The 24,175-nt window shown below is 44.7% G+C and carries 16 protein-coding genes and 1 pseudogene; 13 read left to right on the top strand and 4 right to left on the bottom strand.

Annotation, left to right across the window (positions count from 1 at the left end; all coding sequences use genetic code 11):
- Window positions 1-93: 93 nt before the first annotated feature.
- Window positions 94-474: a TraR/DksA C4-type zinc finger protein gene (locus D7D25_RS06360; RefSeq protein ID WP_019541227.1), complete on the bottom strand. Its 381-nt coding sequence runs from the start codon at window positions 472-474 to the stop codon at window positions 94-96.
- A 48-nt stretch (window positions 475-522) separates the two neighbouring features.
- Entirely contained in the window at window positions 523-3,939 is a 3,417-nt protein-coding gene (ileS, locus tag D7D25_RS06355; RefSeq protein WP_122968117.1) for an isoleucine--tRNA ligase, read from the bottom strand.
- Window positions 3,940-4,191: 252 nt separating this feature from the next.
- Between ileS and D7D25_RS06350 the strand changes: the two genes are divergently transcribed.
- Window positions 4,192-5,544, top strand: a complete 1,353-nt coding sequence (locus D7D25_RS06350; protein WP_122968177.1) for an ATP-binding protein — start codon at window positions 4,192-4,194, stop codon at window positions 5,542-5,544.
- 46 nt (window positions 5,545-5,590) lie between these two features.
- On the opposite strand, the gene D7D25_RS06345 is transcribed toward D7D25_RS06350, so the two are convergent.
- Window positions 5,591-6,007, bottom strand: coding sequence for a hypothetical protein (locus D7D25_RS06345; protein WP_122968116.1), 417 nt, complete (start codon window positions 6,005-6,007; stop codon window positions 5,591-5,593).
- Window positions 6,008-6,115: 108 nt separating this feature from the next.
- On the opposite strand from D7D25_RS06345, the gene D7D25_RS06340 reads away from it, so the two are divergent.
- From D7D25_RS06340 to D7D25_RS06300, 9 genes are all read left to right on the top strand, one after another.
- Window positions 6,116-6,304, top strand: coding sequence for an AraC family transcriptional regulator (locus D7D25_RS06340; RefSeq protein ID WP_122968115.1), 189 nt, complete (start codon window positions 6,116-6,118; stop codon window positions 6,302-6,304).
- Window positions 6,305-6,625: 321 nt separating this feature from the next.
- A complete protein-coding gene (locus D7D25_RS06335; RefSeq protein ID WP_122968114.1) occupies window positions 6,626-7,975 on the top strand; it encodes an IPT/TIG domain-containing protein in 1,350 nt (449 codons plus the stop codon).
- Between the two features lie 22 nt (window positions 7,976-7,997).
- A complete protein-coding gene (locus D7D25_RS06330; RefSeq protein ID WP_122968113.1) occupies window positions 7,998-11,090 on the top strand; it encodes a TonB-dependent receptor in 3,093 nt (1,030 codons plus the stop codon).
- A 21-nt stretch (window positions 11,091-11,111) separates the two neighbouring features.
- Entirely contained in the window at window positions 11,112-13,151 is a 2,040-nt protein-coding gene (locus tag D7D25_RS06325; RefSeq protein WP_122968112.1) for a RagB/SusD family nutrient uptake outer membrane protein, read from the top strand.
- Between the two features lie 41 nt (window positions 13,152-13,192).
- Window positions 13,193-14,089, top strand: coding sequence for a BT_3044 domain-containing protein (locus tag D7D25_RS06320; RefSeq protein ID WP_158602554.1), 897 nt, complete (start codon window positions 13,193-13,195; stop codon window positions 14,087-14,089).
- A gap of 190 nt (window positions 14,090-14,279) precedes the next feature.
- Window positions 14,280-15,536, top strand: coding sequence for a BACON domain-containing protein (locus tag D7D25_RS06315; protein WP_122968110.1), 1,257 nt, complete (start codon window positions 14,280-14,282; stop codon window positions 15,534-15,536).
- Between the two features lie 189 nt (window positions 15,537-15,725).
- Window positions 15,726-17,054 (top strand): glycerophosphodiester phosphodiesterase family protein, encoded by a 1,329-nt coding sequence (locus tag D7D25_RS06310; RefSeq protein ID WP_122968109.1) that lies wholly within the window; start codon window positions 15,726-15,728, stop codon window positions 17,052-17,054.
- A gap of 274 nt (window positions 17,055-17,328) precedes the next feature.
- Window positions 17,329-18,495: a metallophosphoesterase family protein gene (locus D7D25_RS06305; protein ID WP_221407963.1), complete on the top strand. Its 1,167-nt coding sequence runs from the start codon at window positions 17,329-17,331 to the stop codon at window positions 18,493-18,495.
- Window positions 18,492-19,352: an endonuclease/exonuclease/phosphatase family protein gene (locus D7D25_RS06300; RefSeq protein WP_122968107.1), complete on the top strand. Its 861-nt coding sequence runs from the start codon at window positions 18,492-18,494 to the stop codon at window positions 19,350-19,352. Before D7D25_RS06305 ends, D7D25_RS06300 begins: the two co-directional genes overlap by 4 nt.
- 102 nt (window positions 19,353-19,454) lie before the next feature.
- Here D7D25_RS06300 and D7D25_RS06295 read toward each other — a convergent pair whose 3' ends face one another.
- On the bottom strand, window positions 19,455-20,648 hold the full coding sequence (locus D7D25_RS06295) for a pyridoxal phosphate-dependent aminotransferase (RefSeq protein ID WP_122968106.1): 1,194 nt from the start codon (window positions 20,646-20,648) through the stop codon (window positions 19,455-19,457).
- 780 nt (window positions 20,649-21,428) lie between these two features.
- On the opposite strand from D7D25_RS06295, the gene D7D25_RS06290 reads away from it, so the two are divergent.
- From D7D25_RS06290 to D7D25_RS06280, 3 genes and pseudogenes are all read left to right on the top strand, one after another.
- Window positions 21,429-22,178, top strand: a complete 750-nt coding sequence (locus D7D25_RS06290; protein ID WP_122968105.1) for a NigD-like protein — start codon at window positions 21,429-21,431, stop codon at window positions 22,176-22,178.
- A 159-nt stretch (window positions 22,179-22,337) separates the two neighbouring features.
- Window positions 22,338-22,523 (top strand): annotated as a pseudogene (locus D7D25_RS06285) (sigma factor); the annotation flags it as partial.
- A 42-nt stretch (window positions 22,524-22,565) separates the two neighbouring features.
- On the top strand, window positions 22,566-23,888 hold the full coding sequence (locus D7D25_RS06280; protein WP_122968103.1) for an outer membrane beta-barrel protein: 1,323 nt from the start codon (window positions 22,566-22,568) through the stop codon (window positions 23,886-23,888).
- The last annotated feature ends 287 nt before the right edge of the window (window positions 23,889-24,175 follow it).

The raw sequence follows: 24,175 nt of genomic DNA, 5'->3' as shown, positions 1-24,175 counted from the left end.
CTCTTTATTTTACGGGCATAAAAAACCCGGAAGAAGCATTGCTCCCCCTTTCAACTTTCACAGACACCAACCTCGTCTTCATCGGGGACGTGACTACTTTTTCTTTTGCGACTTGGCCTCGATACTCAATGTGGCATGGGGCACCGCGCGAAGACGTTCTTTGGGGATCAGTTTGCCGGTTTCACGACATATGCCGTAAGTCCCGTTCTCAATGCGCACCATGGCAGCCTGAAGATTCTGGATAAACTTCATCTGACGTTGTGCCAGCCTTCCCGCTTCTTCTTTGGAGAGTGTGGAGGCACCTTCCTCCAACACTTTATAGGTAGGAGAGGTATCCACCGTGTCGTTTCCGTCGGCATTGGTGACGGCAGCGCGGTAATTTTCATACTCCTGTTTGGCTATCTGCAATTTCTCATTAATGATAGCCCGGAATTCTTCCAATTCCTCGTCTGAATATCTCGTCTTTTCGCTCATAATAGTTCATTATTTTTTTTGCAAATATACGCATAAATCACATAATTCTCAACTGTTTCTCACAATGCTGATAGTGAGTGTCTCATCATCGATCTCTATCACATCTTCAAGCGGTTCACCCACTAGGATGATTTCATCGGCCAGCACCTGATTTTTAATATAAGCGGCATTATGGATGACGGCCTGGTCAAAGGCAGGGCTTGACGAAAGTCGGATGGTGATGCGGTCAGTGATCTCAAATTCTTTCGCTTTGCGCAGGTTTTGTATCCTGTTCACCAACTCGCGGGCAATTCCCTCTTCCCTGAGTTCACTGGTAAGCGTAACATCCAGCGCCACTGTCAATCGCCCTTCATTGGCCACCAGCCACCCCGGGATATCCTCGGAGATGATTTCCACATCATCGAGCGTGACGACAGCCTCCTGTCCCTCCACCGTCAAACAGAAACGGGTGTTTTTTTCCAGTTCCTGTATTTCTTCAGGCGTCATGCCCTGTATTCTGGGTGCAAGCTGTTTCATTATTTTCCCGTAGCGCGGGCCCAGTTTTTTGAAATCGGGCTTCACCCGTTTCACTAATATCTCGCTGGCAGTATCGACGTACTGCAACTCTTTCACATTCACCTCGCTGAGTATCAACGACTCTACAGCCTGGATATTTCTTTTCTGCTGCTCGTCCACGACGGGGATCATAATCTTGGAGAGGGGCTGTCGCACCTTGACATTTACCTTCCGGCGCAATGAGAGCACGATGGATGAAGCGGTCTGGGCAAGATACATCTGTTCTTCGAGTTGCTTATCAATAAGCGAATCATCCCACAACGGAAAATCAGCCAGATGTACCGACTCACACTGCTCGTTGCCCGTCGCCGAAGTCAGATCCAGATAGAGCCGGTCAGCGTAAAAGGGAGCGATAGGTGCCATCAGCTTAGCCACGGTCACCAGGCATTGATAGAGTGTCTGGTAGGCTGACAACTTATCATCGGTCATCTCTCCCCCCCAGAAACGTTTACGATTGAGGCGCACATACCAGTTGCTGAGATGATCGTTCACGAAATCGGCAATGGCACGTCCCGCTTTGGTTGGTTCGTATGCCTCATAACTTTGATCGGCCTCTTTTATCAGCGAATGTAACATCGACAAAATCCAACGGTCGATCTCGGGCCGCTCGTCGAGGGCGATCCGCCGATATTGATCGCGGAAATCATCCACGTTGGCATATAACACAAAGAACGAATAAGTGTTATAAAGTGTCCCGAAAAATTTACGACGCGCCTCTTCCACTCCCTCTATATCGAATTTCAGATTCTCCCATGGAGCAGCATTGGTGATCATATACCAGCGTAACGGGTCGGAACCATGCCGTTCTATCGTTTCAAAGGGATCTACCGCGTTGCCCAGCCGCTTCGACATTTTATTGCCGTTCTTGTCGAGCACCAACCCGTTGGACACCACATTTTTAAAAGCCACACTTTCTTTCACCATCGAGGCGATGGCGTGCAGGGTATAAAACCATCCGCGCGTCTGGTCTACTCCCTCCGCAATAAAATCGGCAGGAAATATTTTTTGAAAATCATCTTCTCCGATATGGGGATAAAACACCTGTGCAAAAGGCATGGCGCCACTGTCGAACCACACGTCGATCAGGTCTGTCTCCCGCCTCATCGGCTTGCCGCTGTCGGACAACAGCACGATATCATCCACATAGGGACGATGCAAGTCTATCTTATCATAGTCCGGTTCCTTCCCCTCTTCCAGATCCAAGCCGCTCCAAGGCAGCGCTTTCATCACGCCGGCATCCATTGCCTTGCGCATCTCCTCAAAGAGTTCTTTTACCGAACCGATACATTTTTCCTCTTTTCCATCCTCGGTACGCCACACCGGCAGGGGCGTGCCCCAATAGCGGCTACGGCTCAGGTTCCAGTCCTGCAGGTTCTCGAGCCATTTTCCAAAACGGCCGGTACCGGTAGATTGCGGCTTCCAGTGGATGGTGTTGTTCAGTTCTATCATCTTATCGCGGCAGGCCGTGGTACGGATGAACCAGCTATCCAGCGGATAATACAATACCGGTTTGTCTGTCCGCCAACAATGCGGGTAATTATGTACCTGCTTCTCTATCCGGAACGCGCGGTTTTGCTGTTTAAGCATCACCGAGAGGTCGATATCGAGTGTCGCATCCTCCTCTGTGAACGTGTCGTCGTATGCATTTTTCACATACCTGCCGGCATATTCCCCGTAGAGGTCGGCATTTACATTGCCTTGCACAAACTCGGGATCGAGATCTTCAATGCGGAAATATTTTCCGGTGAGGTCGACCATGGGGCGGAGATTCCCCTCTTTGTCGGTAAGCGTCAACCCGGGGACATCATTCTCTTTTCCCACTCTCGCGTCATCCGCACCGAAGGTGGGCGCTATGTGCACGATACCGGTACCGTCTTCGGTAGTCACAAAGTCACCTGTCACCACCTTCAGCCCGTTCTCCGACACTTTCACCCAGGGGATGAGCTGTTCATACGCCATGCCCGCGAGTTCCGCTCCTTTCCATACTTTATCGATCACGCGGAAAGGGATATTCTTGTCGCCTGCCTTATAATCATCCAACGAAAGCGCGGCGTTTTTCGCCGGGAAATAGGCGTCGAGTAGATTTTTGGCCAGCACGGCAGTCATCGGCCTGCCGCTGTAGGGATTATAGGTCTGCACCGCTATGTAATCGATCTTGGATCCCACAGCGAGCAGCACGTTGGAGGGTAGGGTCCAGGGCGTAGTGGTCCACGCCAGGAAGAACGGCTCCCCGAATTCAGCCCACTCCGGCGGCGGATTCTTTATCAAGAACTGGGCCGTACAGGTCGTATCTTTCACGTCGCGGTAACATCCCGGCTGGTTCAGTTCATGTGTGCTGAGGCCTGTACCGGCCGCAGGCGAGTATGGCTGTATGGTGTATCCCTTATAGAGATATCCTTTTTCGTACAAATCTTTCAGGAGATACCACAGGGTTTCGATATAACGGTTGTCATAAGTGATATAGGGATCGCTCATATCCACCCAGTATCCCATCTTACGGGTAAGTTCTTCCCATTCCCGGGTATATTTCATTACTTCGGTGCGGCACGCCGCGTTGTATTCTTCGACCGATATTTTTTTACCGATATCCTCCTTGGTAATTCCCAGCGATTTCTCCACACCCAGTTCCACGGGTAACCCGTGCGTGTCCCACCCTGCTTTCCGGTTGACCAGAAAACCTTTCATGGTTTTATAACGACAGAAAATATCTTTAATGGAACGTGCAATCACATGATGGATGCCCGGCATACCGTTAGCCGAGGGCGGCCCTTCGTAAAACACAAACGGCGCATGTCCCTCCCGCGTCTCCAGACTTTTCCTGAAAACCTCTTTTTCATCCCAGGCTTTCAACATCTCCCTGTTTATTGCCGAGAGGTCTAAATGGCTGTACTCCGGAAATTTCTCATTCATTGTCAATGAAATTTATACCACACAAAAATAAGGTGCAAAGGTAACAATAAATTGAGAAACGGCAATCTAAACCTGGCACAAAAAAAACTTATTCCTGCAATTCACACCCCCGATTTGAAACAAAATTCAACAATTCAAACCCCCGATTTGATACAAAATTCAACGATTTATACCCCCGATTTGATACAAATATCACCATTTTCCACCCTCGATTTGACAGAGAAATATTATATTTGCAGAAATATTGAAGCTATGTTTGAACGAAATATTATTGCAGAATTAGAGAAATGGGCTGCAAAATCGAACCACAAACCATTGATACTAAGAGGATCTCGTCAAGTTGGCAAAACTACGCTTGTGGACTGTTTTTCGAAGAATTTCACAAATTACCTGTATTTGAATTTTGAAAAAGATCCGAGCACAATGGCTTTGTTCGAAAAAGAACAGGAAATTGACAATCTTATGGCTGAAATTTTCCTTTTTTGCAACAAGGAAAACAAACCGGGCAAAACACTCCTGTTTATTGACGAAATTCAAAATTCAAACAGGGCCATCACTAAACTCCGTTATTTTTATGAGGCAAAAACACCTGATTTATATGTGATAGCAGCGGGTTCACTATTGGAAACGATGTTGAACAAAAAAGCATCTTTTCCTGTCGGACGGGTAGAATATTTGGCTGTCCGCCCCTGCGTTTTCAACGAATTTCTGAGGGCTATCGGCGAAACGCAACTTGAAAAAGCCTTGCCTGACGGTCAAATACCCGAAGCATTACATGCTAAAACAATAAATTTGTTCAACACTTTCACACTTATCGGCGGCATGCCTGAAGTAATTGCAGACTATGCCGCAAACAAGAATTTTGTTGGCCTGAACAGCATTTATGAGAGTTTACTGACAAGTTATCGTGATGATGTTGAAAAATATGCCCGAAACGATACAATGAGTCAAACTGTCCGCTACATTTTACAAGCGGGATGGAAATTTACCGCAGAACGCATTACTTTAGGAGGTTTTGCCGGATCCTCGTATAAGGCACGTGAAATGGGAGAAGCGTTTCGCACATTGGAAAAAACCTTTGTCCTGGAACTTTGCCATCCGACAACCGACACGGTTGTCCCCATAACAAAAGATTTGAAACGCTCGCCGAAATTATTCTGGCTCGATTGCGGTCTGGTAAATTATGCTGCAAATGTGCAAAAAGAAGTGTTTGGGGCAACCGACATTTTAGACGCGTGTCGGGGAAAAATTGCCGAACAAATTGTGGCGCAGGAACTACTTGCTTTAGATAACCGCGTTTCGAATCAACGGAACTTTTGGGTACGAAACAAAAAAGACTCCGATGCGGAAGTGGATTTTGTATTGCAATATGACAGTCAGGTTATCCCCATAGAAGTAAAATCAGGACATAATGCCAAACTCCGGTCCTTACATTTGTTTATGGACGAAGCACCGCACGATATTGCAGTGAGGATTTGGTCACAGCCGTTTTCAATTGACAAAGTCACGACACAAAAGGGGAAAAAATTCAAACTGATCAACCTGCCGTTTTATTATATCTGCGTACTCAAAGAAATATTGAAAGAAATACAAAAAACAGTCTGACTTCAGTGGACAAATAGCACTTCAACCACTATACCTCTGAGCGGAATTATTCATCTTCAAACCCGTGCCGCACATCATCAGGAGAACTTCTCCTTAAATCGTCGAGCAATGCCAGCAACCGCCCGTTGGTCTCTTGAAGGTGTTTGTTTTCATTGATTTGGGTGCCAAGCTGGACGGACAACACCTCAATTCTTGCGATCAAATCGGTGATATTTATTGACTTGACGTAACGTTCCTCACTCTCATTCGGTTCATTGCCTGACAACAGCATAGGCCCATTCCCGGGCAGAAACCAAGCCGGATTCAAATCATGATAAATATCTAATATCTCCCTCAGTTTATCCACCCCCAAACTCTTCCCACTATCCAAAAAACCTACCGACAAGCCCGTTTGTATATAAAATTTATTCTTTGAAATCCCTTTATATTTAAGATATTCCACTATTTTTTGCTTATCCGTCATGATTTTTATCTTTAAAAATTAGGTTTTCATGATAATTATCCTTATCTTTGCAATGGTGAATACTCACCACGTCTTCAAAGATAGGCATAATTGTAAAAATCTAAGAATATGGAAACAAAAAAATCATCACCGCCGGAATTGCCTTCGCTTTTGCCGCACGGCTGGAAAAAAGAGGTCGCCCTGGCATTGGGCATACATCCGAATACCGTCAGTCGCGCCTTGCGTTCCCGAAAAGGAGGCACTTACATAAGGATTATAAGAACGGCTGTAGCAAAATATGGAGAAAAAAGGGAGTGACAACACAGCCAAGAAAAATCTCAAAATAAATACTACGATACTTTATTCATAAATAAAAGCTCATTCAAAAGTATTGAAAACACATGGGGGAAACTTCACAAGAAATACCTAAACATTTCCTCCTTCAGTGAAATATCAAGTAATCCACTCTTCTTTTCCTCTTCACGAGTCCTTTACATTATTGTTTTTTTGCAGTTGAATGCTGCCATGGCGAGCAACTATTTCGTTAAGTGAGAGCAGAGACAAATCTCGCATAAGTTATGCCGAAAGTTGCATGAAATTCAAATACCTGACTTTAGTGAAAATAAATATTTTAATCACATGAATAAGACAAAACTCTTCTTTGCAATTTTATTTCCGTTATTCACAGGGTGTAACGGAAACAGTGATGACCACACAAATCAGTATGACAAACCCCATGACCCCAATAGGGCTGTGGTTGTAGAAGACATCGGGCCAAAGAAAGGAGGCTTAGGGACTAAAGTTGTTGTAAGCGGGGAAAACTTTGGGAACGATAAAGAAAAAGTACATCTTTATTTTAATGAAAAAGAGGCTTTGATACTCAGGGTGCAGGATAACGCCATTTACGCATTGGTACCTAAACAGCCTGGGGAGTATTCGGCTGTCAGGGTGGTGGTGGATGGAAAAGAAGCCGTATTGCAAAGTATGCGATTCCGATACTATATAAAAGCTGTGGTAACGACGATTGCAGGAATATGGAATGTTTCTGGCAATCCGCCGGTTGATGGACCTGCATTGGATGCCACGTTTTATCGTCCGGCAAAAATTGCGGTCGATGATATTGGGAATGTATTGGTGGCAGACGACCAGACTGGGGCGCGCATGCGATTGATATCGACCACTGAAAACAAAATGACAACGGTCCTTAATATGAAAGTCCCCTGGAGTACCACATTTAACGAGCAGTTCACTCACAATTACGTCATGGAAAGATGGAAAGCCCAACGCCCAATGCTGTTTTACAGCCTAAGCAAGGCAAGTAATTATATCGAGTCGGAAATATATTACGATCAACAAGATGAACAGGGAAATTGGATATTCGGCAATTATGATGCCTGCGCTCTAGGTGCTGACAATACGTATGTATATATGATGAGTGAGAGTGGGGAACGCTTTATCAGGGTTCATCAGGAAACCCGGAAAGTAGAATTGATAGGTCAAAATATTCCCACAGGACAATATTCTCACATGACATTTAATGCCGTGGACCGCAAAATGTATCTTTCGTTGGAAGCATCCGGACGAATTATGCGGTTCGACCCGCAGCATACACCGCCGGGGAAAACCGCTCCATGGATAACATGGGATGACATGGAATGGATTATCGGTACGGGACTTGTTTCTTCCACATCAAAAGAAGGTCAAGGACGTGAAGCCCAACTCGGCACTTTGTGCGGCTTAGGATCAGACCATGATGGCAACGTGTATATTTGTGATCAAAAATTCCATTGTGTGTGGAAAGTAGATCCTCTTCTCAATTGTACGGTCTTTGCCGGTCCAGCCCCCGGAAGCCCGGTATCAGGATATAAGGACGGAAAACCGGAAGAAGCGCTGTTTAACCGCCCGTACGACATTACCGCGACCTATGACGGTCTCATTTATGTTGCTGACACATTCAATCGTGTTGTACGCTGTATCTCCATACAATAAATAATAACTATAAGAAGATATTATGGGACTAAACAAAATTGCAGCATTCCATGCGTGCTTCTTGTTATGTTTTTTCACGCATGCTCAAACAAGAGTAAAGGTTAGTGGCGTAGTTACCGACAGCAATGAGGAAACTTTGGTGGGGGTCAATGTATATGCGAAATCCGACGCCAGCAGAGGAGTGGTTACTGATTATGAAGGAAGATATGAGATCAACACATTGGCCGGCGACACACTGTTTTTTTCCTATATTGGGTTCATCCCTGAGCAAGTTAAGGTAGGGAGTGCCCCCCATCAATTCATCAACGTAGTCCTTAAAGAATCCACTCAAATGCTTGAAGAAGTCAGTGTGGTGGGTTATGGGACACAGAGAAAAGTGAGCGTTGTGGGTTCCATAGCCACCATAAGGCCGGATGAACTTAAGGTGGGAGGTATAACTTCCGTAACAAATAATCTGGCGGGGCGTATTGCAGGATTAATAGGGGTTCAATCCAGCGGTGAACCAGGATCAGATGTGTCCGAATTCTGGATACGGGGTATCAGCACCTTTGGCGGAGGAAGCAGCGCGTTGGTATTGATTGACGGAATAGATCGCGGCGCTGCGGGTTTAAATGATTTAGCACCAGAAGACATTGAAAGTTTTTCGGTATTAAAAGACGCCACTGCTACGGCAATATATGGCGCCCGTGGCGCTAACGGGGTTATCCTTATCAATACCAGACGCGGTGAAGAAGGAAAAATAACGATCAATGCCAATTTTAAAAGCAGTATGGAAACACTTCCCAGACTCCCTGATTATTTGAGCGCGCACGATTACGCGATACTGGCTAATGAAGCGAGGGTGGTAAGAGGCGGACTTCCGGTTTATTCGCCGGAAATATTCGACATTATTAAATATGGGATGGATCCGGACCTTTATCCTGATGTAAATTGGCAAAAAGAAATATTAAGGGATAAAACACATGCATTACAGGGCAATGTCAATATATCCGGAGGCGGGAAATTGGCAAGATATTATATGAGCCTGTTTTATCGCACCAATGACGCGATATATAAACAGGAAGGAATGCAAAAATACCATTCAGATGTACGTCGCAATCAATATTCTTTCCGTAGTAATATCGATGTAAATGCAACCAAAAGCACCAAAGTCAGTTTATTACTTTCGGCAAAACTAGTGGATCAAAACCGCCCGGGAATGGGCGATACCGGCCAAATATGGGATGCGGTATCCAATATAACGCCAATGACTGTTCCGGTAATGTATTCTAACGGTATGTACCCATCTTATGGCTCGGGGAATAATACATCCCCCACGGTTCTACTGAATGAGACAGGCTATAGATCGGACCGTTCCAATGCGATTGAGACATTATTGACGATAGAGCAGGATCTCGGCTCATTGGTGGATGGATTAAAAACTACGGGAAGTATCTCTTTCGATAACGATAACAGCCATACCCAGACACGTTATAAGATGCCAGATTTATATATGGCTGTTGACCGCAATTGGCAAACAGGAGAACTTCTTACAACAAAAACGGTGGTTGCCTCGCCGATGAGCTATCACAGCTCCTCTTACGGAAGACGCACGATTTACCTTGAGGGGAAAATCAATTATGACAAAATAATCAATGAGAAACACCGTGTGGGAGCGCTTTTACTGTACCAGCAGAAAGATTACCAACGAACGGATGTATATAACGAATTATCGTCCATTCCCAGACGAAATCAAGGTATGGCAGGCAGGTTTACCTATTCTTTCGATGATATATATTTCGTGGAAGGCAATTTTGGTTATAACGGTTCGGAAAATTTCCCCAAAAGGCAACGATTCGGATTTTTCCCTTCGGTAGCCGTAGGATATGTTGTGTCGAATTACCAATATATAAAAGATAATATCCCATTTGTCAATACTTTAAAATTTCGTTACTCTTTCGGGCTGGTAGGTAATGACAAAATAGAAAGAAACGGAGCTGAAGTACGTTTTCCATATTTAACCAGGGTAAATATGAATGCAACAGGTTATTATCTCGGAGATGTTCCCAGTTATTATTCCGGTGTTACCGATTCAGAACTGGGATCTACCGGACTGGTATGGGAGAGTGCCAAAAAACATAACTGGGGCATTGATTTCATCTTATGGAAAAATGCAGTAAACGTAACGATAGATGCCTTTCTGGACAGGAGAGACAACATCTTTATGGCGCGTAATACGCTACCCGGCACACTGGGTATCGGATCTACCGTTTGGGGTAATGTGGGAAGGATGAAAAGTTGGGGCACGGATGGTACAGCCTCCTATACCAAGACATTGGGAGATTTCATCATTGAGGCACGCGGAAACTTCACCTTCACCAGGGACAAGATAATAGATTACGATGAAGTGATACCCCGTTACCCGTATTTGGCTCAAAAAGGAAATTCATACGGAATTACCCGCGGACTTATCGCATTAGGCCTGTTTAAGGATGAGGACGATGTAAAGAACAGCCCGCCCCAATTCGGGAAAGTATTGCCGGGCGACATCAAATATCAGGATGTGAATGGGGACGGGGTGATCAACAGTGATGACATAGTACCGATTGGAAATGCCCGGATTCCCAAGATACAATATGGGTTCGCAGGTTCTGTCAAATGGAAAGGACTTGATTTCAATATCTTCTTCAGGGGAGCAGGCAAATCGGATTTCTTCTTTGGGGGAACAGGATTCTATCCGTTCGCAGGAGAAAGATTAGGCAATGTATTGTCAATTGTCAAGGATCAGAAAAACAGGTGGACGCCGGCATCCTACTCGGGTGATCCGGCTACGGAAAATCCAAATGCTCGCTTTCCGCGTTTAACCTATGGCAACAACGTGAATAATAACCGCAGGTCGACATTTTGGCTGGCAGATGCAAGTTATTTGCGATTGAAGACATTGGAGATAGGATACACCTTCCCGAAAATGTTGACCCAAAAGATGATGATGAACAATCTGCGTGTTTCGTTAATAGGAGACAACTTGCATGTTTGGGATAAAGTGAAATTCTGGGACCCGGAACAGGCCAGCGACAACGGTGCCGTATACCCGCTTACCAGGTCATATACGCTTGCATTGCAAATGTCGTTTTAAAAAAATTAAAAGGTTATTCTCATGTTACAAAAGAAAATATTCAGAAAATCAATAATACTGTTTTCGGGTGCTTTCCTTGCCGTTGGATCGATGTTCTATTCCTCCTGCACCTTTTTGGATATTGACCCGTATATTACAGACTTGTTTACTTTGGATTCCGTATTCGCCAAGCAGGAATACGCGCAAAGATACCTGTACAACGTATATGGCTATGTAGTTGATAATGGTTCGTTTCGCGGGAATCCCGGCAGGAATAATGTCACCATGCCATGGACTCCCATTGCCGATGAATGCGTGTCGGGATATAAACGCGGAAATTATCATTCATACGCGGTGTGGTCGAATAATGAATTGACGTCTGAAAATTTTTATGGTTTTGGAGACCGCTATAACAGGTTTTATGAAGGTATTCGCAGGGCCAATACTTTCCTGATGCGGATAGATGAATGCAAAGAAGCCGGACCTGTTCAGATATTGGAATGGAAAGGCGAAGCTACATTCGTCAAGGCGTTGTGCTATTTCGAGTTGATGTTGACATACGGCCCCATCCCTATCGTCCCAGACCAACCGGTTGATTTTGATACTCCTATCGACCAATTAATGATAGAGCGCAACACCTGGGATGAATGCAGCGACTATGTGGAAGGATTATTGAGGACTTCTATCGACTTGCTCCCTGAATCAGTCATGGATAAATCGGAAATAGGGAAAGCGACCAAAAATGCCGCCAGAGCCGTATTATCCCGCTTAACCCTATACACTGCCAGCCCACTGTTTAACGGACAAAATGGAGAGTTTGCCAGTTTCAGGAATAAAGCGGGAATTCCTTTACTAAATCCTGAAAGGAGAATGGAAAAATGGGCAAAAGCCGCGGCTGCCGCCAAAGAGTTGGTCACTCTAAAACCTAATGACCTGTATACCGTCCCGGTCATGGCGAATACTCCCGATGTTCCTGTCCCGGCGGATGAAAAAAGCAATTTCCCTTCTGGAGTAGGCGGGATCGACCATTATCATTCATATCTGGATATGTTTAACGGAGAATGCGTGCAGGCATCCACTAACCCGGAACTCTTGTTTACCAAGCAAGGTTCTGATGCTGCAGAATACGGCCGTTACATGGATCCCGGAATGATAGACGGATGGAGCGGTTTTTATTTTCCCCAACGCATCGTAGACATGTATTACATGGCTGACGGAAGGGATATCCATAATGCAAGCAGTCAATATCCCTATGAACAAACCGGATATACCGAGCGAGACTCCACCTTCTCAGGAGACAGGATGACCAACGGATTCACATTGCTGGCAGGAACCCGAAAATGGTATGCCCACAGGGAAATTCGATTTTATGCTACGGTGGCTTTCAACAATTCATTCTATCCATCTGTCTCTACCCCACCCGACAGGGTTGGCGCCGATGGCAAAGTGGCCAAATTCTTCGCCAACAGCATAAGCGGAAAGGAAGCGGCTGCACAGAGACCTTCAGCCCAAGGTGAAGAATATGCAATGACCGGTTATTTATGCCGCAAGTTCAACCATTATGAGGATTCGTGGTTACCTAACGGGAGAAGAAAAACAAAATACAGCATTCTCTACCGCATGGCGGAAGTATATCTGAATTATGTAGAAGCCATGAACGAATTAGACGGAAACTATACTATAGACGGGATAACTGTCTCACGGGATCAGGCAGAGATGAAACGTTGTTTCAATTTGATACGCCACCGTGTGGGATTACCCGGGATTACCGACAACGACATAGCCGACCGGCAAAAGATGAGAGAACTCATAGCCCGGGAACGCTTGTTGGAAATGATGTGGGAAGGAAGGCGTTACTTCGACACACGCCGTAATAAAACGGCGGTAATACACGAAAATGAGCCGGTCATGGGACTGGATGTCAGCGCCAAGACCCAAGAAGCGGAAAGATTTTACAACATCGTCAAAGCCACTGAAAGACCTTACCTGTATAAAGTGTTTACTACCCGGCAGACTTTCTGGCCGATACCCAAAAGTGAAATTGACAAGAATTACAATCTTATCCAAATGATCGGATATTAATTTAACTACCGAACAGAATGAATATTATTAAAATTAATCCTATGAAGACAATTAGGAAAAAAGTTGCAGGAGTAAGATTTATCATTGTTTTTTGCCTGACAGGAGTATTGACATCCTGTTCCAATGAGGTCGATTTCGGAGAACAATATAAAAAGACAGTATATATAGTAAACAGTAACAATCTACTGCATGTAGGGGAGCATTCTTTTGAAACCGAAAATGACACGATAGCAGTCTCTGTTTACTGCGCCTCATCCCAGCCTCTCACTCACGATTTACAGGTACGGTTGAAAGTCAACCGGCACGCATTGGATTCCCTGAATGCCCTTCAGCTTTTGGCAGACCCGGGATATGCCAACAGGGTGATGCTCCCGGACGACAACTACCAATTGAATGGAGAACAATATGTTACCATCAAAGCCGGAAAACAATACGGCATATTGTCTGTTCCGTTTGATTTTTCGGGGCTGGATCCCTCTATTCCTTACGCCCTTCCCCTGTCTCTGGTTTCAAATAACGCTGACTACGACATAAATCCGAAATTGAAATCGATTGTATATCAAATTGAAATGGTAAATAGGTTTGCAGGGAATTATAACGGCAGCTCAAGAACCTCTCCAGCCACAATTGTTGGTATCCAGCCCTTATTGAAGGCCTTATCCGTAAATAAAGTGAGGATGCCTGTCCATAATCTTTCCGATGAGGATAAAGACCTCCTTACAAATTTCATGGTACTGACTGTTGCCGAAGACAACAGTGTTTCTATCTCTCCGTGGGGAATTGCCGATGTAACGGATCTTGGAGGAAGCAAATACGACCCTGTCACTCAAACTTTCGAACTGTATTATCAATTTACAGATGCGTCGGCTAAACGTCAGACCGTACACTCTGTGATAAGAAATATCGACGCGCCGCCTACCGAGGAGGATGAATTATAACCCAGAGTTATAAATTGGAATAATGCTATGAAATAGGCTCACGCCAAAGAATATGAAACGTGCAAGGGAATCATTCGCCCAAGGAAATGGCCGGTCACAGCAATAGTCAAACTTTAATGAAAATGAGGATTTTAAATTTCGAGAATTTTTACAGCCTTAGTTTATAGATAATATTATATGCAGATCAATTATGAATAAATTAACAAAAATATTTGCTGGCTGTTTTATCGCATGCATATTACTTTCCTGCGATAAGGATGAAAAAGTCACGGAAGACACAACCCCTTACTTTGGAGTAGCGGGAAATGATTTAACCCAGGCTTTTGTGGGAGAATCTGAAACAAGATATGTAACAGTAAGCACCAATCGTGATTTTACCGCAAACTCTTCCGATCCCTCCTGGTGTACAGTTGAAATAATAAAAGACAAGGTGGATAATCTGAAAATAGTGGTCACCCAAAATGGAAAAGCAGAAGAGCGCACCGCTCAAATCACCGTGTCTTCTGCAGGTTTCGACGATGTTACTATTACTGTAACGCAGAGCTGGATTCCATCTATTGTTCCGGACAAGCCATATGTTCTGCTTAATAACGACAATTTAGAATTTACGCTGAAGATTACGGGAAACATTGCTTATGAGTTGGAGCTACCGGATTGGATAAGTGAAAGAATACGCCAGGAAGACGGCACTCATGTTTTTGGATTTAGCGCAATTGCGCCAGGAGAACGCGCGGGTAATATCACCATTAAAGCGGCGGCCGAAAATTCCGGAACAAGAGTGGTTGTGCCTGTTGTACAACGGGAACGTATCAAGAAAATAGGGTCTTGGTTGTTTGAAGACCCGCAAAACCTGACAAAAGCGACGGAAGGAAAAGAGTTGCAAATGGTTCGTAATGTGGATTATGATCCTGATGCGCATTTTCTCCCAGTAGATGGACCCTCAAGCAACAATAAGGCTGTGCGTATTCCGGTAAATTGCCATTTTCTGGCGGATCATGGCATGATTCCAAAGGAAGGAGAAAATTATATTTCAGAATATACGTTGTTTTTTGAATTTAAAATTCCGGTCGTAGGAAGATTTTACTCGTTCTTCCAAACAAATCTATCCAATACGGGCGATGCAGAGATATTTGTGAGAAACAGTAATCCACCCACTATCGGGGTCGGTGCGACGGGCTATGCGGGTGCCGGATTGATAGAGGCCGATAAATGGCATCGGTTATATTTGTCATTCAAACCGGGAGATGTCCGATTCTTTATTGATGGGCAACAATTCCATACCAGCGGGACTTCCGACTCCAGGTTCAGGATAGACCTAAACGGAATAATTTTATGCGGGGGACCCTGGGCTAAGAAAGATGATAACGAATTTGATATCGCCGAATTAAGCATCTGGAACGGAGCATTGAGTCTGGATGACATAAGGGAATTGGAAGGGGTTGAATAGTTTTTACCTGAAGGTATTACCGGACCGATATGCCATTATCCTCCCGGATACAATATCTGCATAGTGAGATACGATTTCACATGAAATGAGATGAATTGATTTACAACCAACTGGCCAAAGCCAAGCTTGTCTGAGCTATGCCACAGCAGGCCAATATCTGACTTCGGTGAAAATAAATATTTTAATGATATGAAACCTCTGAAAACAGGGCTTTTTCTTTTCCTCTATTTACTATTATCATGTCATAATAGTGATTTGGATGAAATGAAAAGTTTTCTGACCATCCAGCCAGCTGATTCCATAGTGAATTTAGATGCAGGAGCAAGTAGTATATTTTACACGGTCACCTCCGATAAATCAATTCGGGCCGTTTCTGATAATCCGGATTGGTGTAAACCCTCACTATCGAACGTTACAATAGCCAATCTGAAGATAGCGGTTTCCGAAAATGAGATGTTTCAAAACAGAAAGGCGATTGTCTCGGTGAAAAGTGGGTCGGAAAATATAAATATCTCCATAAACCAAGCAGGAGTACAACCTCTTATATCCGTGGATCAAGACTTTGTTTTCGTCCGGTGCCCCAAACTCGAATTCACCTTGGAAATAACGTCGAACGTCCGGATTGAATTTGAACTTCCCGAATGGATTACTGAAAGAAAAGACAACGCATGGCAAAAAGGTAAGAAAAAATATAATTTCACAATCTCAACGTTGCCGGATGAAATGTCTTATCGGGAAGGTGTGGTGAGGATTAAGCCTGAGAATGAATCGGCTGTAAACCATCTGGTTTTGATTCCGGTTATTCAGAGAACAACTCCCAAAATCATTGCCCATAGAGGTTATTGGAGGGTTCCTGATTACCCTCAAAATTCATTGGCTTCGTTACAGCGTGCTTTTGAATTGGATATTTATGGTTCAGAATTGGATGTCTGGATCACTAAAGACGGCGTAGTCGTTTTGAACCATGATCCTACGATAAACGGTATCAATATAGAGAATTCAACTTATTCGGCCCTGCAAGAAGTGAGGTTGTCTAACGGCGAACCGATTCCCACTCTGGCAGATTGCATTGATATTGTAAAAAGACAGGAAAAGACGAAACTGATCATTGAAATAAAACCTCATTCAACGGTAATAAACGAAAACAGGGCTGTCGCGGGTGTATTGGAGCTGGTGGATAGGGGTGGAATTGCCGATCTGGTTGATTATATATCTTTCAGCCAAAATATATGTAAAAATCTCATTGCGAATAATCCCCGAAACCGGGTGGCTTACCTCAACGGAAATCTCGCTCCGGAAGCTTTGAAGGCGGAAAGATACTGGGGCCTTGATTATTCATCCGGCGTTCTCAAGACAAATACCGGTTGGGTACAGACCGCCCAAAATATAGGACTGAAAACAAATGTCTGGACAGTGAATACAACTGCCGATTTTGAATATTTCATATCAATGGGCGTTGATTTTATCACGACGGATTATCCTCAAGACCTCAAAGAGATATTATTATGCTGGGAGTAATGTGATTCAGTACTTAAAAATCAGATAAATCAACGCGATGGCCAATTTTATTCATTGCTTGTAAGAGTAGCCTTTTCAACAATCCAACCGATCCATTTGCTTATTTTGACAAAAAGATGTTCTTTAGTGTTTTATTCACATACTAAAGAAATGGAACCGTGCCCCCGGCCACAATGGAGCATTATACGACTCACCGTTTGCTTTTTTTATCCGAATGATCTAACTTAGGCGTTCGAAAAGTAACGGATAAAATAGTTCCCAAATGAAGAATCTTATGAAGACAACCTGGTTATTATCTTTCTTTTGCTGTCCATTCTTTCTTTTATCCCAAGGAATACAGATCACAAACGGTCCTTATATCCAGCGGATAGGTGAAGACGAGGCGACCATCATCTGGACAACCGACAACGATGCCGTATCCTGGCTCGAACTGGCTCCGGCGGGAAACGACAGTTTTTACGCCACCGAAAGGCCCAGGTATTACAACACATCACACGGAAACCGCGTGATCGGCAAATTACACCGTATAACCGTGAAAGGCCTTTCCCCCGGCACCGAATACCGGTACCGGATCTTCTCAAAAGAGGTGGCCGGCTATGCGGGTCACCAGATCCTGTTCGGCTCTATTGCATCATCCAATGTATACAGCAGCAAACCTCCCGCCTTCACCACTTTGGACCGGAACAAAAAAGCTTTTTCGTTCCGGGTGGTCAACGACATACACGGAAAGAACGACAATTTACGGGCGATGTTGAGCGACGTGAAAAAAGAGAACACCGACCTGGTAATCTTTAACGGAGACATGATTTCCACCCTTAATGAGGAAAAAGAAATATTCGCGGGGTTTATGGATACCGCGGTAGAACTGTTCGCCAAGGAGATTCCGTTGTTTTACGCGCGGGGCAACCACGAAACCCGGGGAAAGGCAAATACCGGGCTTTATGATTACTTTCCGGGAAGTAACGGGAATTTTTATTATGCTTTTCGCCATGGCCCCGCCTTCTTTCTGGTCCTCGACAGCGGCGAAGACAAACCCGACTCCGACATCGAATATTCCGAATTGGCGCAGTTCGACCCATACAGGGATCAACAAAGAGAGTGGATTGAAACCGTTATCGCGACCCCCGAATTCCAATCGACACCTTTCCGGATTGTCATCATGCATATTCCACCCACAGGCTCAACCTGGCACGGGACACGGGATATCGCCCGAAAATTCCTGCCACTGCTGAATAAAGCCAATATCGACCTGATGTTGTGCGGACATACGCACAACTATCAGTTCATCGACAAGGGAGAAGATCAGCACATTCTTTTTCCCGTGCTTATCAATGATGATGAGACCTACCTCGACATAAAGGTGGACTCCCGAATAGATGTGCGGCAGAAAGACATGTCAGGAAAAACATTGCACACACATATAATCAACGGAAAAAAATGAAAAAAACAGTATTTATTTTAGGTTTGTCTCTTATGACAATAATAGCGGCAGCCCGTACCAATAGCGGTATTGGGAAAGAATGCGACCTGAGAGTCGCATCGTTCAACCTGAGGATGGACACGCCCCACGATGGTGAGAATGCCTGGGCGAACAGGAAAGGGATGGTAAGAAGTCTGATAGCCTTCCACGATCTGGATATCGTCGGCACACAAGAAGGGTTTAAGCACCAGCTTGATGATATCCTTGAACTGGAGGGTTATGCCTATGTGGGCGCCGGACGCGACGATGGCAAAGATGCCGGTGAACACTCGGCAATCATCTACAGGAAAGAACGCCTTGAATTGATCGACAACGGAGATTTCTGGTTCTCCGAAACGCCGGAAGTACCCGGAAAAGGGTGGGATGCCACCTGTTGCAACCGCATCTGCTCATGGGCGAAATTCAAAGACCAGGTATCTGGAAAAACGTTCTTTGTGTTCAATTCCCACTATGACCACCAAGGAAAAACGGCCCGGAGGAATTCATCACTATTATTGCTGAAAAAGATTGAAGAGATTGCAGGTAAGTACCCGGTATTCGCTACGGGCGACTTCAACGCCACCCCTGACGATGAACCCATCCAAACCATTTATAATGCAGGCAAACTTAACGACTCCTACCTTGTAACAGAGGAACCGCCCTACGGGACAGAAGGCACTTTCAACGCGTTCAGACCGGACGCGCCTTCAAATAGCCGGATCGATTATATCTGGGTTAGCCCCGGCATCACAGTCAAAAAATACGGGGTACTCAACGACAGGCCATACGGACGGTTTCCTTCCGACCACTTTCCCGTAGTCATTCAGGCAAAGATGTGACAGGTTCAGCCAGACAATCTGCAAAAATGAAAAGCCCGGTTGACTTCGATCAATCCGGGCTTTATTGTAAGAATCCATTCCAATAAACTCAAGCCTATTTCATCACAGTTTCTCCAGCACCCTTTTAATGCGCGCAACCGCCTCGATGATATTCCCATCGGAAGTGGCGTACGACAAGCGGATGCACCCGGGAGCGCCAAAAGCGTCTCCTCCCACGCACGCCACATGCGCCTCTTCCAGTATATACATGGCCAGATCGGTGGCCGTCCCCACTCTCTTTCCGTTATACGACCTGCCCAGATAGCTTGAACAATCGGGGAAGATGTAAAAAGCACCCATGGGATTGTTCACTTTCAATCCGGGGATTTGCCCCAGGAGTTCCACGATAAGGTTCTTCCTCCTTTCAAAGGCTATCCGCATCTCACTCACACAGGATTGATCGCCGGTATAGGCCGCCAATGCCGCCTTTTGCGAAATGGAAGACGGACCCGATGTATATTGTCCCTGCAACATGCTGCAAGCCGATGCGATCCATTGCGGCGCGGCAATCCACCCTATACGCCAGCCGGTCATGGCGTAACCTTTCGAGACACCGTTCACCACCACCACCCGGTCGCGGATAGTGTCGAACTGCGCCATCGACTCATGCTGTCCGGCATAGTTGATATGTTCATATATCTCATCGGCAATCACATATACATGCGGATATTTTTCCAACACACCAGCCAACGCGGTTAATTCTTCTTTGGTGTATACACTTCCGGTCGGATTCGACGGAGAACAGAGGATCAATGCTTTGGTCTTCAGGGTAATGGCTTCCTCGAGCTGGCGCGGAGTGATTTTGAAATTCTGCTCAATTCCGGCATACACGAAGACCGGCGTTCCTTCCGCAAGTTTCACCATCTCCGGATAACTCACCCAGTATGGCGCGGGAATAATCACCTCTTCTCCCTTATCCACAATAGAAAGGATAACATTACACAACGACTGTTTTGCTCCACCGGAAACCACAATTTGAGCAGGTGTGTATTCCAGCTCATTTTCGGCTTGCAGCTTTTCGCAAATCGCTTTCTTCAGGTCGGGAAATCCGGCCACCGGAGAATAAAAAGAGAAATTATCGTCAATCGCTTTCTTGGCCGCCTCTTTTATATGCGTAGGAGTATTAAAGTCGGGTTCCCCCACACTCATGTTGATCACATCAATGCCCTGGGCTTTCAGTTCATTGCTCTTTTGTGCCATCGCGAACGTTTCAGAAGGCGATAAGGCGGTCAGTCTGGCTGATAATAAATCCTTCATAAATTGCAATAAATTTAGACTTTTTGTTAGATAACGGAGGCAAAGATATATAAAAATACCATTTCAAAAGGCGATTTCCTATATAAATGATTATGATATAACCATACTGGTTTACAAAAAACAAAAAGGCTGTATCCAACAGCCTTCATATATATAATTATTCGAATAAGTTCTTAAAACAAAGCTTTCGTAATCCCTTTCGGATTACTCAGCTTCAGACACCAGTCCGTTTCATCAGCTCGCCATACGCAAGCCGGCTCTCAAACTCCTAAGCCTGTTCACCCTGTTTGCACGGTATGCGGCAGACCCGTTTGAGATGTTCTGCTCCAGATATTTTATCTGAGACAGAATTTCTTCTTTAGTTAGGCTTTTGATAGTCATAATTTTCCTTTCATTTAAAAGTTATGATTTATCGGCAACCGTTCAAAAGTTACAAGAAGCCCTTGTCAGTAAATTAATTGATAACCTAAAAGTGATTTCAAATAACTCGCTTGCCATTTAAATCGACACAAAGATACAACAAAAAACATGTTATACAACATATTTTTGATAGATTTCCACATGACGGGATAGAGTCAGTCTATCACAAAGATATTTTAACATTACGATTCAATTTGTATGGGGTACTGATAAAATCCCGGCATATTCAGAGGGAACGCGCATGATGGAATTTTGTTGGCAAATTTTGTTAAATAAACTGTCCTGACGCAAGGTTTCCCTATTTTCAGGATTTATTCTTTATAGAAAGAGAGAAATATATATGTGTGTCAATTTATCAATATGAAAGTCATGAAGATTACAAAACCACTTTTATTGACAGGAGGACTTTTTTGTCTCCTCCTTTTCCTTCAGTCCTGTCTGGATGATGATTCCCCGGAATACAGCTATTGGCCCAACGCGCTGGTGACAGTCAAGGCAGTCGGCGACAACTCTGTTTATCTGCAATTGGATGACAAGACAACGCTACTGCCTGTAAACCTGACAAAACATCCCTTCGATTCCAAAGAAGTCCGTGCTTTAGTGAACTACAAAGAGGTCGACCAGCCGACTGGGAAATACAGCAAAGCGGTACATGTAAACTGGATTGACAGCATTCGGACAAAACCGATGGTTCCCGATCTGGGAAATGGAAATGATGATAAATACGGAAACGATCCGGTGGAGATCGTCAACGATTGGGTGACGCTTGTCGAGGACGGTTACCTCACCTTGCGTTTCAGAACCCTATGGGGAGGAAACCGGGGAAAGGTCCATTATGTCAATCTTCTTAAAAGCCCGGATCCCGAGAAACCGTATGAAGTGGAATTCAGGCATAATGCTTCCGGTGATGTACACGGAACAATGGGAGACGCTTTGGTAGCGTTCAAACTGGATAAACTGCCCGACACGGGAGGCAAAACAGTAAAACTGAAGTTGAAATGGAATTCATTCAGCGGAGAGAAGTCAGCAGAATTTGACTATAACTCCCGCACTTCATCGCCAGTCCAATCAGCCACAACCTACGAAAGGAGTGAGCTTAATGTAAAATAGGGGAAAACGATAACGACAAAAAAAAGGGAATATCTGTGCCTGTAAAATAAAAAGTTTTTTACGGTCAGGATAATTATGAGGTTGTACCTTTGTGGAATGGTACAACCTCTGGTTTAGAAATTTTTTGATGTCAATGTTAATTATTCCGGGTATCTCACCACAGTGGGATCTCGTTATATCTCTAACAGTGACGACGTAAAGGATGTTTTACAGGAAAGTTTTATAAAGATATTCAAATCGATAGCCAATTTTAAATACAAGGGAGCGGGATCTCTAAAAGCATGGAGCAGCCGTATAGTGAAACCACCTCGGCATCCCAGTTGCACAGGGCTAAACATTTTTTAGCAAAGCAGATGAATCAATACAAGTCTTTAAAATAATGAAGTCATGAATAGTCGGTGGTCGGATAATCTGCGCGAAAGGATGGAAGCTCATGAAGAACCTTCTCCGGAGGGATTATGGGAAAATATTGAGCAGATCGTAACCAAAGAACTCCCTTTCCGGACGAGGAAACACCCTTTTCAATCTCCATCAGGGCGGAAAAAGGCACTGTTGTGGGCTAAAAGGATTGGCGTGGCAGCAGCCATCCTGTCAATCCTCCTTTTTGTCGGCGATCTTTTCCTGAACGAAGACACCCGGCATTCTCCTGCAATTTCCCAGAGACCCGAAGTGGGACACACGCCGGGGAGCAATCTCTCCATAGACCACGATAACGAGGAGATTCTTGTCCCGGAAGAAGGCCACCGTGAGTCGCTTGCCCCTGACAACCATACCATAACCTTCACGGCATTGGCCTCTACAGCGTCCGCAGACAGAAAAACGGATGATTTCTTTAATGGTAAGGAAGAGGACGAGCCTGACAGTGGAGACCAAAGCGAACATCCCGGGGAAGGATCCGGGATAGAGGAAAAAGTCACCGACAGACACTCCGTGTTAAGAGGCCAGCATCACGATTATCACACCCCTGAACCCAATATCGATTATCCGACAATTACCCGGGAGCACAAACCCACCAGGTGGCAGGCAAGTCTCCACGCGTCAAATACCTCATCAGGCTCTTCAAACACTTACAATGGTTACAGAAGTTTTTTGGCCGAAGAGGTTTCCATGGGAAAAGATGATGGGATGTCTCTTTTAGTAAAATATCCGCATGAAGGGATTGTTGATGCAAATAAACAGAGTACGGTCTATACTGAGGTGAGACATAGACAGCCCGTGACAATGGGAGCCTCCATAAAGTATAATTTGAACGAGAAATGGAGTCTTACAAGCGGGTTAACCTATACCATCTTATCGTCGCAACTCCGGTCGGGCAGCCACAGTCATTATTACACCGGTGAACAAACCCTCCACAATATTGGTATCCCTCTGGGCATTAATTATAATCTCTGGAAGGTCAGGAATGTGTCAGTCTACGTGGCAGGAGGAGGAATGGTCGAAAAGAACGTTTCCGGCACATTAAGCACGGGTTATGTGATGAATGGCAAAGCTGAATCCGCCGAAAAAGAGAATGTATCCGTAGACCGGCTGCAATGGTCGGTCAACACCTCGGTAGGGGTGGAATATAATCTTTTTTCAAAGATAGGATTGTATGCCGAGCCGGGGGTGATCTATTATTTTAAGAATGGAAATGAGGTTGAAACAATATATAAGGAGAAGCCTGTGAACGTTCATCTTAGGATAGGTATCCGTTTTTCATTGGGCAAATAATCATAAACCCCTGCAAACTGATCGCCTGCAAGGGTCTACATTTTTCGCGGAAGCGGGGGGATTCGAACCCTACCATCCAACCTATTAATTTTCAATATTTTATTTCTTTCATTGGGTTTATGGGTACGACTAAGGGCGCATTCTCAATGACTGTTTTTGCCTTAGCTTTGTCACCATAATACTCAGGTTCAGAATTACTCCATTTTTTTAAATTTACAAACACCTATGGAATAATGTTTTAAGTTTAGTGCAAGGGTGCAAGCTATCTATGATATAGACACTTGCAC

Source organism: Proteiniphilum sp. X52 (assembly GCF_003712195.1).
GTDB lineage: Bacteria > Bacteroidota > Bacteroidia > Bacteroidales > Dysgonomonadaceae > Proteiniphilum.
This window is presented reverse-complemented; position numbering and strand designations above follow the sequence as displayed.